Below are 15,219 nucleotides of genomic sequence, written 5' to 3' on the forward strand. Positions count from 1 at the left end.
TATTATATTATCAGCCAAGCGGTAATTTTGAGTATCAAAATCGTAAATAAAGCAGCAACCGTATCATCTAACATAATACCAAAACCGCCGTGTATCCGCGCATCCAGCCATTTTATAGGCCACGGTTTAATAGCATCGAACAAGCGGAATAAAACAAATGCGGCTAGCCACCAATCCCACCTGAAAGGCATGAATGCCAACACCAATAACATGGCGACGATTTCATCCCATACAATACCACCGTAATCTTGAATACCGAGTTCGCGTTCAGTATGGTTGCAAATTTTGATGCCCCATATAAATAGTACCATGCTTAATACTGCCAACCACCAACCGGAAATACCTATCAGGTATAAAAAAAAGGCAATGGGTAGTGCCGGTAGGGTTCCGAATGTGCCGGGGGCGATAGGTGCAAGGCCGCTACCGAAACCGAACCCCAGAAAGCAAAGTGGCCGTTTTTTCAGCCATGTAAAATCGGGTGTGAAATTAGCCAAAGTGATCGAATCCTAAAGAATTAAGCTGTATCTGAACACCATTTGTGTCAAAAATATTCAAGTGGCGACTTTGAGTGATTTTACCGATACGTGTGACAGATGTATGACTTGCTTCTGCAGCTTGCAGTATATTATTCCGAGAAGCTTCCGGCGCAGTAAACACCAATTCATAATCATCGCCGCCGGCTAAAGTATAATCATACACTAACGGTTTTTCCAATACATCGTATAAAGCCGGTAAAGTCGGTAAATAATCTGTGAAAATATCAGCACCTACTCCGGATGCTTTTAAAATATGCCCTAAATCTTGTGCCAGGCCGTCTGAAATATCTTGGGCTGCATGAGCAAATGGAAGAATAGCCTTCCCAAGTGCAACACGAGGTATTGGCCTTAGGCGGGACTGTTCGCAAATATCGAATATATTTGGTGGTAATATCACTTTGCCCCAGTGATGATTTAATGCGGCTGCAGCTAAGCCAACCCGTCCGGATACCCAAATATCGTCATCTACTTGTGCCGCGTCACGCCGCAAGGCTTGGCCTTCGGGTAGCTCTCCTATAATAGTAACATTGAATGCAAAGTCCCCTTTGGTCGTATCACCGCCGATTAAGGTGATATCAAATTGTTTTGCCAATGAAAAAAATTGATCACTAAATTCGGTTAGCCAAGTTTTCTCTAATTGGGGCAGGGCAACACTGAGCAAAACCCATCGTGGGGTGGCACCCATCGCCGCCATATCTGAAATATTAACGGCCAATACTTTGTGCGCCAAATCAGCAGGCGCAACATCTGCAAAAAAATGTCGGTTTTTAATCAGCATATCGCTACTAAAACATAAATCATGTTTGGGTTGCGGGCGGATAATTGCCGCATCATCACCAATTCCAAGTAATATATTTTTATCGTTTTGCTGTCGGTACAGATATTGCCGGATAAAATCAAATTCTTTCATAAGAATAAAGATACCTGAGGATAAGCGGCAGGTATTTGATTAAAATACTTGCCATGTTATTTATTGAAAACCAATCTAAAAAGATTTAATTAAATAATTTGATAATGAGTTGTGTGTGTATTTGTAACTTGATTCTATATTATTTAAGCCTAATTTTTGATGTGAACTGAATAGGCTTGAATATATTATGATGTGGTTTTTAAGTAAGCTATTGTTTTTAAAAAAATATTCGGTATAAAATAAAAGCCCCACAAAATTGTAGGGCTTTTTATATTTATATGCTTTAATTGATATTCAATTATGGGCGAGTGTAACCATGGTAAGGAGATGCAGGTCCTGGATGCCAGCCATTATCAACGGCAGGACGCTCACCTTGAACTTCACCCGGAGCTACTTGTTTAGTTACCAAAGTACGGATTTTAACATCTACACGGCGGTCAGGTTCAATACATGCAATTAAAGCAGCACGTTTTTTAGCCTTAGAAACTTTGCTACCCAAGTTAGCCACTTCAGCTTCGCAAGAAGCTGTCATGCGTGCTTGAGATTCACCTAAACCAACGGCAGAAATTTTGCTGGAAGGTACACCTTGACCTACCAAGTAGTTTGCTACGACATTGGCACGGCGTTCAGACAGATTTTGGTTATATTCTTCTGAACCCATAAAGTCGGTATGACCTTCTACGCGAACAGTTTCAACATTTGTATTATTCAAGCGTTGAGCCAAAGCGCTTAATGTTTCTGCGCCTTCTGAGCGTAGGTTATCTTTATCAAAACCGAATAAAGTATTGGCAGACAGAGCTACGGTTTCGTCGCTATATTGAGGAGCGGTAGCAACAGGAGTTGCGTCACCACACTCAATACGGCCTTGAGTTTCTTTATCGAAATAGCTGTTTTTCCAGCATTCACCATAGTTATTACGAGTAACAGATTGTTCGCGATCAACAGTGTAACCGGGTTTGGTATGCGGCTCGGAGGCCATTGCGGTACCTGAAGCAACCAAGGCAACGAACAAGGTGCTTAATTTCAGCTGTTTGGTCATTTTATTCCCTCATCAAAGATTGTTAGTGCAACGGATACAAAGCGCAACCGCTACAAATCACCAAATATACAGGCCACTGTTTTCGAATTGTAAACGGCGGCAAATTGGATATATCAGTTTCCACTATAAAGAAGCTGGGGGCAAACTGTCAATAGCGTACCGCCTGTATACAATGGCAAAGACCCGCTTCCTGTTAGGGAATCATGCCGAAAAATCAAGCCTGTGTCATTTATTTGCTGAAAAAAACAAGTCATTAGTATGTTTAAGTTGTACAAAAACCACAAGGATGTTCGGTTTTGCTGTTGCTGTTTGATAATATCATGAGATTGTTTATTAAAAAACAAAAGCTTTTAGATGCTTAGGTAAAACATTAAACGAATTTTTATAAAATATGCTACATTGCAGCGAAATGTCGTAAAGAATCCACAAACTTCTTATTTTTGATTTTTATTATGAAACTGCAGCAACTACGCTATATTCTTGAAGTCTATCGTCACAATCTCAATGTTTCGGAAGCGGCAAATGCATTATTTACTTCGCAACCGGGTATTTCTAAGCAAATCCGCCTTTTAGAAGAAGAACTGGGTATACAGATTTTTATCCGTAGCGGTAAACGTGTCGTTTCGGTTTCTCAGCCGGGTAAAGCGGTTCTCGAACTTGCAGAACGAATTTGGCGAGATGTTCAGAATATTAAAAATATCGGCAATGAATTTAGTGATCAGGATAGTGGTTCGCTAACTATTGCGACAACGCATACCCAAGCGCGTTATGCGTTGCCTGGAATAGTTGCCGAATTTGTAAAACGTTATCCTAAAGTGCAGCTGCATATTAAACAGGGTAATCCTTATGATATTGCCGAAATGGTGATAAGCGGGGAGGTTGATTTTGCTATTGCAACAGAGTTGTCGGATGATAATGACACGTTGAGAAAATTACCATGTAATGATTGGACTTATGCAGTTGTGGTGCCTGAAGGGCATCCATTGTTGCATTTGACCGACTTGAGCATTGAAGATTTAGCTACTTTCCCTTTATTGACTTATGATTTTGCATTTAATCAAAAGAATAATATTGCCAGGGCTTTTCAAAAAGCGCGGCTAAATCCGCCTACGGTTGTATTGTCGTCAACTGATACGGATGTATTGAAAACTTACGTCAAATTGGGATTGGGCGTTGGTTTAATGGCGAAAATGGCCTATGACTTGCAAGTAGACCAAGGTTTGCAGATGATAGATGCTTCTCATTTGTTCGGATCGTCTCTCACTTATATTGCATTACATCCTAATAATTACCTGCGTGGATATGCTTATGATTTTATCCGGCTGTTTGCACCTGATTTGACTAAAGAGAAAATTGATACGATTTTATATGCACCTATTGAAGAAGATTTTTCAATTTAATATTTAAATATGCTTACCTATTATAATTATGGGTAAGTTGGTCAGGAAAGGCCGTCTGAAAATTTTCAGGCGGCCTTCGGTATTCTAGAACTTGTGTTTTTCTGATTTTTGCTCAGGATAATAGTTCTAATCTGCACGGAAAGTTTGATGACAGGATTTACAACTTTGTCCTACATCAGCTAATGGTTTTTTGACATCATCTAAGTTTCCCGAAGCAGTTGCCGTTTTGAGTGCGGCAACGGCAGATGTGAAATTATCAATTTTCTTTTTGAAGTCATCGGGATGGCTCCATACCTCGGGCATGGCTTCTGACTTTTCATCAGTTGCACTTTCTTGTGTATAGTGTTGCCATGGTTGGGTTGAATTGAAGCTTAAATCATCAGCAGCTTGTTGAAAAACTTTGGCATCATAAGCAGTATCACCTTTGGCCATTTTTGTCATAATGCCGATATTTTTTCTAAATAATTTCATGATGCTGATACGCTTATCAACATCAGTTTCAGCAGCCTGTTGAGTAGTTGCCGTATTAGATGTTGAGGTTTTGGTAGGCTCTTCGGATTGATTGTCACAAGCTGTCAGCAAGGTAAGAAGCATGGCTATATAGAAATGATTTCTCATGGTGGTTGTTCCTTTGTTGTTTCAATTATTTTGTAGTTATATTTAAATTTTAGGTATTTGAAGTATTTTCTGCTTGTTTTAATTTACTATAAGCGCCAAATAAAATAAAAGCCTTTACATTTTAAAGTAAAGGCTTTTATTTTATTTGGCACGCCCACGGGGAATCGAACCCCGGTTACCGCCGTGAAAGGGCGATGTCCTAACCGCTAGACGATGGGCGCGGATATAACTTAAATTGTTTGGCGCACCCGGAGCGATTCGAACGCCCGACCCTCTGGTTCGTAGCCAGATACTCTATCCAACTGAGCTACGGGTGCGAGAAAGATTTGCATTATAGAAATGGTGCGGAAGGCTGTCAAGCGTTTTCTATTGAAAAAGTGTAGAATGCTGCCTGTTGTTTGAATGGATTCAGGAAATGTTATGGCGCAAGCCCCTTATTGGCCGCAATTGGCGGCGTATTTTGCCCGTTTGGCGGCACCTGTAGCGGTGTTGGATATTGAATCGACAGGCGGTCATTTTTATCAGGATCGGATTACAGAGGTGGCTTTACTGCGCTTTGATAATGGCCGTGTGAAAAGTTATCAGTGGCTGGTGAATCCACAACAGCCGATTTCTTCCTTTATTACGGGGCTGACTGGCATTAGTAATGAGATGGTGGCGGATGCGCCGGTTTTTTCTGATGTGGCTGCCGAACTGTTGCCTTTGCTGCGTGGTACGGTTTTGGTGGCGCATAATAGCCGTTTTGATTATACCTTTTTACGTCATGAGTTCCATCGTGTTGGCATTGATTTTGCCGCACCGGCTTTATGTACGGTACAGCTTTCGCGCCGGTTATATCCGCAGTTTCATAAACATAATCTAGATAGCATTATCGAGCGGTTTTCGATTGAAGTGGAAAGCCGCCATCGGGCAATGGCGGATGTGGTGGCTTTAGCAGACTTTTTGGAAAAAAGCTTGATAGAGAAGGGCGGTGAGTGGGAAAAACAATATCGTGCACTGATGAATCCGAAGATGCTGCCCGCTTGGTTACCGCCCATGTTGGCACAACAAATTTATGCGTTACCGGATACGCATGGCGTTTCGGTTTGGTTGGATGGCAAGGGCAAGGCTTTGGATATTCGTGTGCATGAAAAAGCATTTTCTGAAATTTCGGCACGTGCTCAGCAGGATAAAAGCAGTTTGTTTATATGCGGTGTCGATCAGTTGGTTTTTGTATCGGCGGTGGGCGGATTGCATGCTATATGGTTGAAGGCGCAATTGATGACCAAATATGGTTTGAGGCCGTCTGAAAGTAGAGGCAAATATTTGACGGTCGATTTCATACCTGATGAGCGACAACGTCTACAAGCCCGGATTGTGCCTATGGTTTGCGGTAATCAGAAAAAACCACCCAATGGTTTGTTTCTGCATAAAAAGTCCGCTAAAAAGGCGTTGTCTATTTGGGCACAGGCATATGGGTTATGTCCTTCATCTTTAGATCTTTTGCCGGTTACACTTGCGCAAGATGCGCCTTGCCCTGTCTATGTGGTGGGCAAATGTGAGGGTGATTGCATATCGGATGAAGGTGTCGATATCCAAAATCAGCGTATTGTGGCGCAGGCAAGTCGCTTGCCGGTTGTGGATTGGGGTAGTGCAAGAAAAGTGGAAATTGTGGAAACCGATGAGGTGTCTGGGCGTTCTGTTGCTTTGTGCTGTGTGTCCGGAGCTTTGGCTTTGCCTGATGGGGCTTGGTATTTCGATGAAAGTCTGCCAGCTTTATTGAAAACCAAATTCAAGCAAGGAAAGCATGTAGTAAGGGTTTTAGAGGCCGTCTGAAATTGTGGATATTTTCAGACGGCCTATAGGTTGGTGCAACTTGTGAAAATGAAAGATATTTATGCAAAACCCTAAGATTGTTTTTTTTGATATTGATGATACTTTGTATCGAAAATATACCGATACGCTGCGGCCCTCAGTGTTTGATGCGGTTCGTGCATTGAAAGCAAAAGGTATTATTGCAGCCATTGCAACGGGGCGGGCATATGTGGCGGTGCCGGAGAAAGTGCGTGAAGTGGTGGCAGCGGCAGATATAGAGCTGTTGCTCACGATCAACGGGCAATTTATTCGTTATCGTGGTGATGTGATAGAACAGAATCCGATGGATAAGGGCAAGATTGAAAAGATATGTGCTTATTTGGATAGTCGGTCGGTTCCGTATGCGTTTGTTGCTGATGATCAGATTGTGGTTTCGGAAGCCGCGCCGGTAGTTACTGAATCTATGTCGCATATTTTTTCTGGCTATACTGTGGATAAAGCGTTTTTCCATTCTCATGATGTTTTTCAGATGCTGGCTTTTTATGATGCTGGACATGAGCAGGAGATCGCTGAAGAGATGGCTTTATATGATTGCAAAACCGTGCGTTGGCATGAGTCATCTGTAGATATATTGAATAGCCAAGGTTCGAAGGCAAGCGGTATTCGTACGGCGGTGAAGCGCTTGGGTATAGATATGAGCGAGGTTATGGCGTTTGGCGATGGTTTGAATGATATTGAAATGCTTCAGACAGTTGGATTTGGTGTGGCGATGGGCAACGGCCATCCCGAAGTAAAAGCCGTTGCTGATTATATTTGCCCGACTGTGGAAGAAGACGGGGTGTATAACGGGTTAAAAGCATTGGGTGTGATATAGCAGATAAATAACCTGTTAATTGAGTATTTTTTAAAAATTATTGTTATATATTATGATTTTCTACGGTCGGCCATTTTTTTACCGATAGCAGCCAATTCTTTTTGTGGAATATGTTTGCCCATTTCGAATAAACGTTCTTCTATATTGAGGTGTGTATCGTAGTCGGCACAAAAACGCTGCAAGATATTATTTTTCAATTGGTAGTTCGGATCGGCTTCAAGTTTGGCGAATTCTTGTGATACCGCTGTCCAGTTGTTATGTAGGGTGTTGTGTTGTTTTAATAGTTGCTCGATATCCGGCTTTGCCTGTGGATAATATTGTAGCAATAATGGGAAAAAATCTTCTTCTTCGTCTTGATGATGCAAGGGGGCAGCGATATTGAAATAGCGGCTGATTTGATGGACGGCTTGTAAGGCGACATTATTGCAGCCGTTTTCATCGATGTATTCGGGCAGCTTGCCTATTTGGCTGCAAAAACGGCGTACCTTGCCATGGCAGGCATAGAGCATTTCGATGGGTTCGTTAAAAGTGGCGCTTTTTGTGTCGAATGGATTCATATTGATGAACTCTATATTTAATTTAGGGTGATGATAGCTCTTTTTTGAAGTGTTGCCGACTGTCTGCAGGTGAAACCTTGTTAATATTTTATTCGAGCTTACGGGTTATGGATAAGGCCGTCTGAAAACGAGGATACAGCACGCACAGTTTGCTTTTTACGTTACAATACGTGCTTGAAACAGACTGAATATTATAGAAGCAGTATATGAAAGAACACAAAGCACGCAAGCGGTTCGGGCAGAATTTTTTGCAGGATACGCGCATTATTCATGACATTGTTAACGCCGTCCGTCCGCAGCCTGAAGATGTCGTGATTGAAATCGGCCCGGGCTTGGCCGCGATAACCGAGCCGTTAGCGGCCAAATTAAACAAACTGCATGTGATTGAGATAGACAGGGATATTGTCGGCCGTCTGAAAACTCTGCCTTTTGCCGATAAATTGGTGATCCATGAAGGTGACGTGCTGCAATTTGATTTTCATAGTGTAGCGGGTAAAAAGAAAATTGTAGGCAACCTGCCGTATAATATTTCTACGCCGTTGCTGTTTCGCCTGAGTGAAGTGGCTGATGATGTGACGGATATGCATTTTATGCTGCAAAAAGAAGTGGTCGAGCGCATGGTGGCTGAGCCTAAAACCAATGATTATGGCCGCCTGAGTGTGATGCTTCAGTATTTTTTTGATATGGAATTATTGATTGATGTGCCACCGGAAGCGTTTAGTCCGGCACCGAAAGTCGATTCGGCGGTGGTGCGGATGATTCCGGTGAAGCACCGTATCGGTGAGGCGCAAGATTTCAACCATTTTGCCAAATTGGTCAAACAGGCTTTTCATCAGCGTAGAAAAACCATACGCAATAATTTAAAAGAATTGGCCGGCGATGATGATTTGCTTGCAGTAGGCATTTCTCCGCAAGATCGTGCGGAGCATATTGCGCCTGAGTTATATGTGGCTTTGAGCAATCATCTTGTTGCAAAGGCCGTCTGAAAAAAAACGGAACAGATAAAACCATTATGATTAAATTTAAAAACGTACATAAACACTTTAAAGACCTGCATGTGATTAACGGGGTGAATTTGGAAGTGAAGCAGGGTGAGGTTGTGGTGGTTTGCGGCCCGTCCGGCAGTGGTAAATCTACTTTAATCCGTACTGTTAACCAGCTTGAAACCATTGAAAGCGGTGAAATTTGGGTGGACGGCATGAATGTGGCCGACCCCAAAACCGATTTGAATAAAGTGCGTGAAGAAGTCGGTTTTGTATTTCAGGGCTTTAACCTTTATCCGCATTTGAGTGTGTTGGAAAATATTATTCTGGCGCCGATGAAAGTGAAGAAACAAAGCCGTGAGCAGGCAGAAAAAAAAGCGATGGAATTATTAGAGCGTGTAGGATTGTCACATAAAAAAGATGCTATGCCCGGCGAGCTTTCCGGTGGGCAGCAGCAGCGTGTTGCCATTGCCCGCGGCTTGGCGATGGAGCCGCGTGTGATGTTGTTTGACGAACCGACTTCGGCACTGGATCCTGAGATGGTCGGTGAAGTATTGAGGGTGATGAAAGATTTAGCTATGAGCGGCATGACCATGATGTGCGTTACGCATGAAATGGGTTTTGCACGTGAGGTAGCTGATCGGGTGATTTTTGTTGATCACGGACAGATTATTGAAGAAGCGGAACCCGAAGAATTTTTTACTCATCCGAAACATGAACGGGCCAAGCAATTTTTGCAGCAGGTTATGAAACATTAAGTTTATGTTGGGGTATGGATAAGGACCGAAAAAACACTTAAAAAAGTTATGACATCAGGTTTGTTTATCGTAAGCTTCATTTTATGTAAAACTTACTGTTTTCTATAGACTGTCGGTTTTTATGGGGAATCAATAATATTATTTATTTGCTAGATAGCTATAACCATTTTGTACTATTTTTTTATAGCATATATAATAATTTTATTTGAATATACGTTGATATAGGAAATCAAAAATACTTATTTCAGTTTGGCTTATAATATGCTTTCTGAAAAGGATTTAATAATAAAATGAAAAAGTTATTGTATTTTTTTACTACGCTATTCACAATACTGATACTGGCCGGTAATGCTTATGCCGAGGTTGATGCTTCTAAGCTCCTGCCTGTTGAAAAAGCTTTTATACCGCAGGTTAATGTTGCCGATGAGGGTATTAACGTTCAGTTTGCTATTGCCGATGGTTATTATCTCTATCAGTCGAAAATTATGGTCGAGACTGAACCGAGCGGCTTATTTGGTGACGGACAATTTAGCCCCGGTGAAGAAAAAGAAGATGAGTTTTTTGGTAAGCAAAAGGTGTATCACCATGCCGCCCAAATAAACTGGCCTTATCAAAATCCACAAACGGTAGGCAATTACCGCTTGATTGTGAAATATCAAGGTTGTGCGGAAGTGGGTGTGTGCTATCCGCCGACTGAAAGTACTTTTAATATTAATAGTAGCGGCTTATACCAACCGGCCGTCGATACACAGGATGGTGCTAACAACCGCTTTCTAAATTCGGCTGTTTCAGACAGCTCTAATATAAATCCGACAGAAAGTAGTACGGTGCAAAACCGCTTTAAACTTTCTTGGGATACTTTAAACGCCAATTTATTGGCGTTTTTTCTAGCAGGGATAGGTTTAAGTTTTACCGCTTGTATGTATCCTTTGCTGCCTATTGTTTCCAGTATTGTTGTCGGTGATAAAAAAGCCGGAAAAGGCCGTGCATTTGCGCTTTCTATGGTTTATGTTCAGGGCTTGGCGTTAACCTATACGATAGTTGGTGTTTTTGCCGGGTTAACCGGTGCGTTGTTGACAGTATGGTTGCAACAGTCGTGGGTTGTGCTTGCCGCTTCGGCCATTATGGTATTGTTGGCATTGTCGATGTTCGGCGTATTCACGTTGCAGTTGCCGGCTACGGTGCAAGGCTACTTTCAAGAGCGGAGCAGTAAACTTAGCGGCGGTAAAATGGTGTCTGTTTTTGTGATGGGCATGCTTTCTGCCTTGATTGTCGGCCCTTGTGTGGCGCCGCCATTGGCCTTTGCTTTGGGTTATATCGGGCAGACCGGTGACGGAGTATTGGGCGGGTTGGCTTTGTATGTACTCGCGCTCGGTACAGGTGTGCCGTTGGTGTTGATTGGTACGTTTGGTGGTCATATCCTGCCTAAAGCAGGTAGTTGGATGAATGGTATTAAGTATGCATTCGGCTTTATTCTGTTGGCTGTAGCAGTTTATTTGGCTACTCCTTATCTACCATACGGTTTTGTGATTGCACTTTATACATTATTGATGCTAGTGCCTGCATTATGGTTGTTGGTGAATGTGATGAAATCATCAGGCCGTCTGAAAGCTGTATCTGCGGTATTGGGCGGTGTTTTACTTGTAAGTAGTGTGTGGTTTGCATATAGAAGTGCAGAGCAGCAAACAACAACTTTGCACCATTTTCTGACATTAATTCCGCCTACATCAGAAACTGTTGCAGGGGATAAGCATGAAAATATATATGCAGATGCTTCGTTATTAAAAGCGGCTATGCAGCAGGCTTTAAAAGACAATCCTGATAAACCTGTTATGCTTGATTTTTATGCAGACTGGTGTATTAGCTGTAAAGAAATGGCTGCCTACACATTGAATCAATCTCAGGTGCAGGATGCTGTTGATATGAGTCGCTTTTTCCAAATAGACGTTACAGATAATACACCCGAACATCAGGCTTTATTAAAAGAATACGGTTTATTCGGGCCACCGGGGATTTTTATTATTCATGCTGATGGCAGCCGTAGTGATGCATTATTGGGCTTTGTGAAACCGGATGCTTTTGTAGAATGGTATCGGCAGAACGAAAAATAATGATTGCTCTTTAAGCCAAATAGCGCTGCTGTTTGGCTTATTTTATTAATTATGCCTAATCAATATTGGGGATTGTTTGAGTCAGATTAGATTCATTGTTAATGTCAATATGAGTAAAAAAAGCCGTCTGAAAGTTACGTTCAGACGGCTTTTACGATGGAAAGCTTAAGGATTAGGATTTACATAATGTATGCAGGTGCTTCATTTTGCATGTATTCATCTTGTATATCCCATGATTGTGCGTATGTCATTATATTTGCATCATTAGCAGGAATAGCATGAGAGGGTACACCCAATACACCGGATAATTCCAAAGCCGGAGCCGATAATAAATCATGCAAATCGGGCATGTTTGCCGTATCCGTATCGAAAGTATGATCATTATCGGCTTGTTGTAATACAACAGATTCCGAACGGTCGATAGTGTGGATATCATGCTCGGTATTTAGCGGTTTCCCGGCAATAGTATCCGTACCGATATCCCAATCTGTTGCCGAAACAGTATCCTCAACGTCGGGTGTGGCACCGGCAGCCGGTTTGGCTGCTTGCCCTTCTTTGGGTAATGTTTGGGTATTGTGGGTATTATCGTCGGCATGGACATTGGCATTGCTGCGCTCAACCCAGTTTTTATACAAGGGTGTCGTTAAATCGGTAAAGATATCGTTACCGGTCACATCCAAGTCGGGTGTGTCGTTGAGGTGGCGGCCAAGCAAACTGATGATAGGCTTATCCATTTTTCCGTGCAGTTCGAAGCGGTTATTGGTGACGAGATAAGACTCTGCATTACCAATCATTTGAATTCCTTCAATACTGCCGTCTGAATGCTGCCGTATTTTAATGCTGTTATTATCAACTGTTACAGATCCGTGAAGATTACCATCATGGTTGTAGTCATTGATAAAAATAGGCATAGCTCCTTTTGTTATCGTACCAATATTTATTTTATTATCAGAGATATCTATTGTGGCAGAGCCACTGCCTTTTATACCGGTTTTTGATTGGGTATTATTGATAATTGCAATAGCATATTTACTAGAAGTTCCCTCAATAATATTTCCTGTTATATCAAGTTGATAGTCCATTTTGTTTTCATGGTTGCGGAATTCAATACCGTAGGTTTGGTATGAGTCTTTATATACATCCAGACCTTTAATGACATTCCCTGTAATTTTGAATGATCCATCTTCTGTATGATTAAAGTCTCTAAATTGGGTATTGGTTTGTAGCTGAATACCGGAATAGCCGTGGTATTTATATTCTGGATTGTCATCTACAGGTAGGCGGAAAGATGGAGTTGGTGAAATGGTATTATTGGTAATTGTAACCGCATCCATAGGAAATAGGCGGTTATAGACGGCAATACCATATAGACGATCACCAATTGATGTATTGTTTTCAATGACAATATTGTCACCATCATGTACATCCAAGCCTTTACGGTAGTTATAGTAGGTTTTATTGTTGGTAAATGTAATACCGTAGTTATAGCTGCCGGCCATACTTGCAATACCATAGCCTGTTCCGCCATCTGCTTTATGGCCGTTCCAAGAGAGTGTGTTCCCATCAGCGATAAAGTCTTTTTGATAGGAAATTAAGACACCTGCGACACGGTTGTGATGTAGGTAGCTGTCAATAATACGGTTATTTTCTCCTAAAGGCAGATGCTCATAATGTTCGTCTACTTCATTGCGGATGAGTCTGGCTTTATAGGTTCTACCGATATTGCTATGCGGGTCGGGTTGCAATGTCTGTGTCGAGGTAAAGTAAACACCGGCACGGTTGGCACCTGATACTTCTACTTTGCTGATTAAAGTATGATCGGCATCATTAACCAAAATACCGCTGACTTTGCCGAAATAGCTCTCGCCCTTCCGGTAGAAATCGGGATTGGTGTATTTGACGGATAGATCCGCAATGGTTTTGTGGTTTTGCCCGTCAATCAGAATGCCTGCATATTCGCGTATATCGTCCTCATTGGAGTTAGAGTTGAAGATACCTTTTTGCGCTTTATTAAAAGAAACGAGCGTTTTACCTCTACCATCACCAAATAAGCCTGTGACACCAGAATTATCCTGATTCAATACAATTTGATCGGAAATATAAAGATTGCCACTTAAATATACGGCGGCATTTTCTTTATGGGCAGCATTAAGGGCAGCATTAATGGCACGCAGGCTATCTTGCCGTCCGGTCGGATCGGTACCGAATTGGGCGGCGTCAATATATTTACCGTATACGGGATGGTTGTAAAGATAATAATTGCCATAGTTTCCAGTTTGATAAATAGGTGCTGCAGCAGCATTTTCAGTGTTTGTTGCAAGGTTTTCTACGATATTTTCAGCTTCAGATGACTGTTGTGATGTAGCTTCTTGTTCTTTATTTTTTGTTTCGAAAATGTTTTCTGTGTTAGAAAGTTGATTGGCTGCTTTTGTGTCAGGTTTAACCAAAGCTGTGGGCTGGGTGTCTTCTGAGGTAGCAGCATTATCTGTTTCAGCATCTTTCGACTGGGCAGCGTTAACTGTTTCCGCCTGACTTTGTGTATCAACTTCGGATAGCAGAGTTAATGTGTTTTCTTGTTCAAGATTTTGTTTATCAAATGTTTTTTCTATTGTTGAAGGCTGATCGACCGCTTCATTTGTCGGCTTTATTGTAACGGAAGATTCGGTTGGCTCTGAAGTTATCTTATTACTTTTAGTTATTGATGGTTGAACAGCGGCATCTTCTTTGAATTGTGACGGAACAGCTATTTCAGACGGCTTAGATTTAGAAGGTACATTGATAACTTTTGTGTCGTTATTGTTGGATGAACCGCTACCACCGCCACTACCGGCTAATGCACCCACTAAGCCCGCGCCAACCAAACCGCCAAGAGCGAGGTGCATTTTATTGCCACCTGTTGGTTGTTGAGGTGTATGGATAGCAACTTCTTCGGCTAATTGGGTTTCTTGTGTTGTTTGAACAGTATATTCTTGAGTATTACCGGATGCATAAAAGCCGATAGGCAGGCTGTTGTTTACCAGCTCAGGATAGTAAGCATAATAATTTTTAATAACAACATCAGGCGTCTCAGTAGTAGAGTCTGCCGTTTGAATATATAAGTCGTTACCGTTTCGGGTAAATTCGAGGTTATCAGGCATTAAACCGGTTTGGGTATCTGTCAAACTGTAGTGTGCCTGCTCGAAAGCTTGTATATAAACAGGTTGTCCTGAGTTGGGATGAACAGAGTGCAGTATAGTATCTGATGAGTTGCTGTTATTTTTGCCTATGGCAATCATGATTGGGTTTGACATTTTTTAGTTTCCGTAATGTTGTTAATCGTTTTTTTATGTTGTGGTTTTTTGTTTTCTTATGTGCCGCTATGGATAAACAATCGGTGCTTTATTTATTTTTTTGTCATGATTAGATTTTTTTAAATTATTAAAAGATCTCCTTTCTTAATATTATTTAACTTTATAGATAATTGATTTTTATATAATTAATAAATTTATTTACATATATTAAATATAACTTATATTATTTTTTCGAAATTTATCATTTATGATAAAATCATGCAAATATTTATATGGTATTTGTGATTAGATATACATTTTATGCAACAGTAATTAATTTTTTAGTGTGAATATGTAAAGAGTAGGCCTA

The 15,219-nt window shown here is 41.4% G+C and carries 12 protein-coding genes and 2 tRNA genes; 6 read left to right on the top strand and 8 right to left on the bottom strand.

Annotated elements, in window-relative coordinates:
- Window positions 1–2 precede the first annotated feature (2 nt).
- The 3 genes from D0T92_RS02215 to D0T92_RS02225 all read right to left on the bottom strand — a co-directional run bounded on the left by D0T92_RS02215 (window position 3) and on the right by D0T92_RS02225 (window position 2,485).
- Complete coding sequence (locus tag D0T92_RS02215) at window positions 3–494, bottom strand: phosphatidylglycerophosphatase A family protein (protein WP_151049815.1); 492 nt, start codon at window positions 492–494, stop codon at window positions 3–5.
- Window positions 487–1,446 carry a thiamine-phosphate kinase gene (thiL, locus tag D0T92_RS02220; protein WP_151049817.1) on the bottom strand — a complete coding sequence of 320 codons (960 nt, stop codon included), beginning with the start codon at window positions 1,444–1,446 and terminating at the stop codon, window positions 487–489. The genes D0T92_RS02215 and thiL overlap by 8 nt, the downstream gene beginning before the upstream one ends.
- Before the next feature lie 298 nt (window positions 1,447–1,744).
- Entirely contained in the window at window positions 1,745–2,485 is a 741-nt protein-coding gene (locus D0T92_RS02225; protein ID WP_151049819.1) for an OmpA family protein, read from the bottom strand.
- Window positions 2,486–2,937: 452 nt separating this feature from the next.
- Here D0T92_RS02225 and D0T92_RS02235 point away from each other — a divergent pair, with 452 nt between their 5' ends.
- Window positions 2,938–3,885, top strand: coding sequence for a CysB family HTH-type transcriptional regulator (locus D0T92_RS02235; protein ID WP_151049821.1), 948 nt, complete (start codon window positions 2,938–2,940; stop codon window positions 3,883–3,885).
- A 126-nt stretch (window positions 3,886–4,011) separates the two neighbouring features.
- Here D0T92_RS02235 and D0T92_RS02240 read toward each other — a convergent pair whose 3' ends face one another.
- The 3 genes from D0T92_RS02240 to D0T92_RS02250 all read right to left on the bottom strand — a co-directional run bounded on the left by D0T92_RS02240 (window position 4,012) and on the right by D0T92_RS02250 (window position 4,820).
- Complete coding sequence (locus D0T92_RS02240) at window positions 4,012–4,503, bottom strand: c-type cytochrome (RefSeq protein WP_151049823.1); 492 nt, start codon at window positions 4,501–4,503, stop codon at window positions 4,012–4,014.
- 146 nt (window positions 4,504–4,649) lie between these two features.
- Window positions 4,650–4,724, bottom strand: a tRNA-Glu gene (locus D0T92_RS02245).
- A 19-nt stretch (window positions 4,725–4,743) separates the two neighbouring features.
- Window positions 4,744–4,820 (bottom strand) — tRNA-Arg (locus tag D0T92_RS02250).
- Window positions 4,821–4,923: 103 nt separating this feature from the next.
- Here D0T92_RS02250 and D0T92_RS02255 point away from each other — a divergent pair.
- Together D0T92_RS02255 and D0T92_RS02260 are read left to right on the top strand one after the other, a co-directional pair.
- Window positions 4,924–6,318 carry a 3'-5' exonuclease family protein gene (locus tag D0T92_RS02255; protein WP_151049825.1) on the top strand — a complete coding sequence of 465 codons (1,395 nt, stop codon included), beginning with the start codon at window positions 4,924–4,926 and terminating at the stop codon, window positions 6,316–6,318.
- A 61-nt stretch (window positions 6,319–6,379) separates the two neighbouring features.
- Entirely contained in the window at window positions 6,380–7,171 is a 792-nt protein-coding gene (locus D0T92_RS02260) for a Cof-type HAD-IIB family hydrolase (RefSeq protein ID WP_151049827.1), read from the top strand.
- 50 nt (window positions 7,172–7,221) lie between these two features.
- On the opposite strand, the gene D0T92_RS02265 is transcribed toward D0T92_RS02260, so the two are convergent.
- Entirely contained in the window at window positions 7,222–7,728 is a 507-nt protein-coding gene (locus D0T92_RS02265; RefSeq protein ID WP_151049829.1) for a hemerythrin domain-containing protein, read from the bottom strand.
- A gap of 206 nt (window positions 7,729–7,934) precedes the next feature.
- Between D0T92_RS02265 and rsmA the strand changes: the two genes are divergently transcribed.
- The 3 genes from rsmA (at window position 7,935) to dsbD (ending at window position 11,580) form a co-directional block, all read left to right on the top strand.
- A complete protein-coding gene (gene rsmA, locus D0T92_RS02270; RefSeq protein ID WP_151049831.1) occupies window positions 7,935–8,714 on the top strand; it encodes a 16S rRNA (adenine(1518)-N(6)/adenine(1519)-N(6))-dimethyltransferase RsmA in 780 nt (259 codons plus the stop codon).
- Between the two features lie 26 nt (window positions 8,715–8,740).
- On the top strand, window positions 8,741–9,469 hold the full coding sequence (locus D0T92_RS02275; RefSeq protein ID WP_151049833.1) for an amino acid ABC transporter ATP-binding protein: 729 nt from the start codon (window positions 8,741–8,743) through the stop codon (window positions 9,467–9,469).
- 290 nt (window positions 9,470–9,759) lie between these two features.
- Window positions 9,760–11,580, top strand: a complete 1,821-nt coding sequence (gene dsbD, locus D0T92_RS02280; protein ID WP_151049835.1) for a protein-disulfide reductase DsbD — start codon at window positions 9,760–9,762, stop codon at window positions 11,578–11,580.
- A 179-nt stretch (window positions 11,581–11,759) separates the two neighbouring features.
- Here dsbD and D0T92_RS02285 read toward each other — a convergent pair whose 3' ends face one another.
- Entirely contained in the window at window positions 11,760–14,870 is a 3,111-nt protein-coding gene (locus D0T92_RS02285; RefSeq protein ID WP_225315127.1) for a right-handed parallel beta-helix repeat-containing protein, read from the bottom strand.
- Window positions 14,871–15,219 lie beyond the last annotated feature (349 nt).

The sequence above is a fragment of the Neisseria zalophi genome (assembly GCF_008807015.1).
Classification (GTDB): Bacteria; Pseudomonadota; Gammaproteobacteria; order Burkholderiales; family Neisseriaceae; genus Neisseria; species Neisseria zalophi.

Excerpts from the sequence above, each read along its gene's own strand:
- thiL (WP_151049817.1), bottom strand. The coding sequence starts at position 1,446 with ATGAAAGAATTTGATTTTATCCGGCAATATCTGTACCGACAGCAAAAC.
- D0T92_RS02225 (WP_151049819.1), bottom strand. The coding sequence starts at position 2,485 with ATGACCAAACAGCTGAAATTAAGCACCTTGTTCGTTGCCTTGGTTGCT.
- D0T92_RS02235 (WP_151049821.1), top strand. The coding sequence starts at position 2,938 with ATGAAACTGCAGCAACTACGCTATATTCTTGAAGTCTATCGTCACAAT.
- D0T92_RS02240 (WP_151049823.1), bottom strand. The coding sequence starts at position 4,503 with ATGAGAAATCATTTCTATATAGCCATGCTTCTTACCTTGCTGACAGCT.
- D0T92_RS02255 (WP_151049825.1), top strand. The coding sequence starts at position 4,924 with ATGGCGCAAGCCCCTTATTGGCCGCAATTGGCGGCGTATTTTGCCCGT.
- D0T92_RS02260 (WP_151049827.1), top strand. The coding sequence starts at position 6,380 with ATGCAAAACCCTAAGATTGTTTTTTTTGATATTGATGATACTTTGTAT.
- D0T92_RS02265 (WP_151049829.1), bottom strand. The coding sequence starts at position 7,728 with ATGAATCCATTCGACACAAAAAGCGCCACTTTTAACGAACCCATCGAA.
- rsmA (WP_151049831.1), top strand. The coding sequence starts at position 7,935 with ATGAAAGAACACAAAGCACGCAAGCGGTTCGGGCAGAATTTTTTGCAG.
- D0T92_RS02275 (WP_151049833.1), top strand. The coding sequence starts at position 8,741 with ATGATTAAATTTAAAAACGTACATAAACACTTTAAAGACCTGCATGTG.
- dsbD (WP_151049835.1), top strand. The coding sequence starts at position 9,760 with ATGAAAAAGTTATTGTATTTTTTTACTACGCTATTCACAATACTGATA.
- D0T92_RS02285 (WP_225315127.1), bottom strand. The coding sequence starts at position 14,870 with ATGTCAAACCCAATCATGATTGCCATAGGCAAAAATAACAGCAACTCA.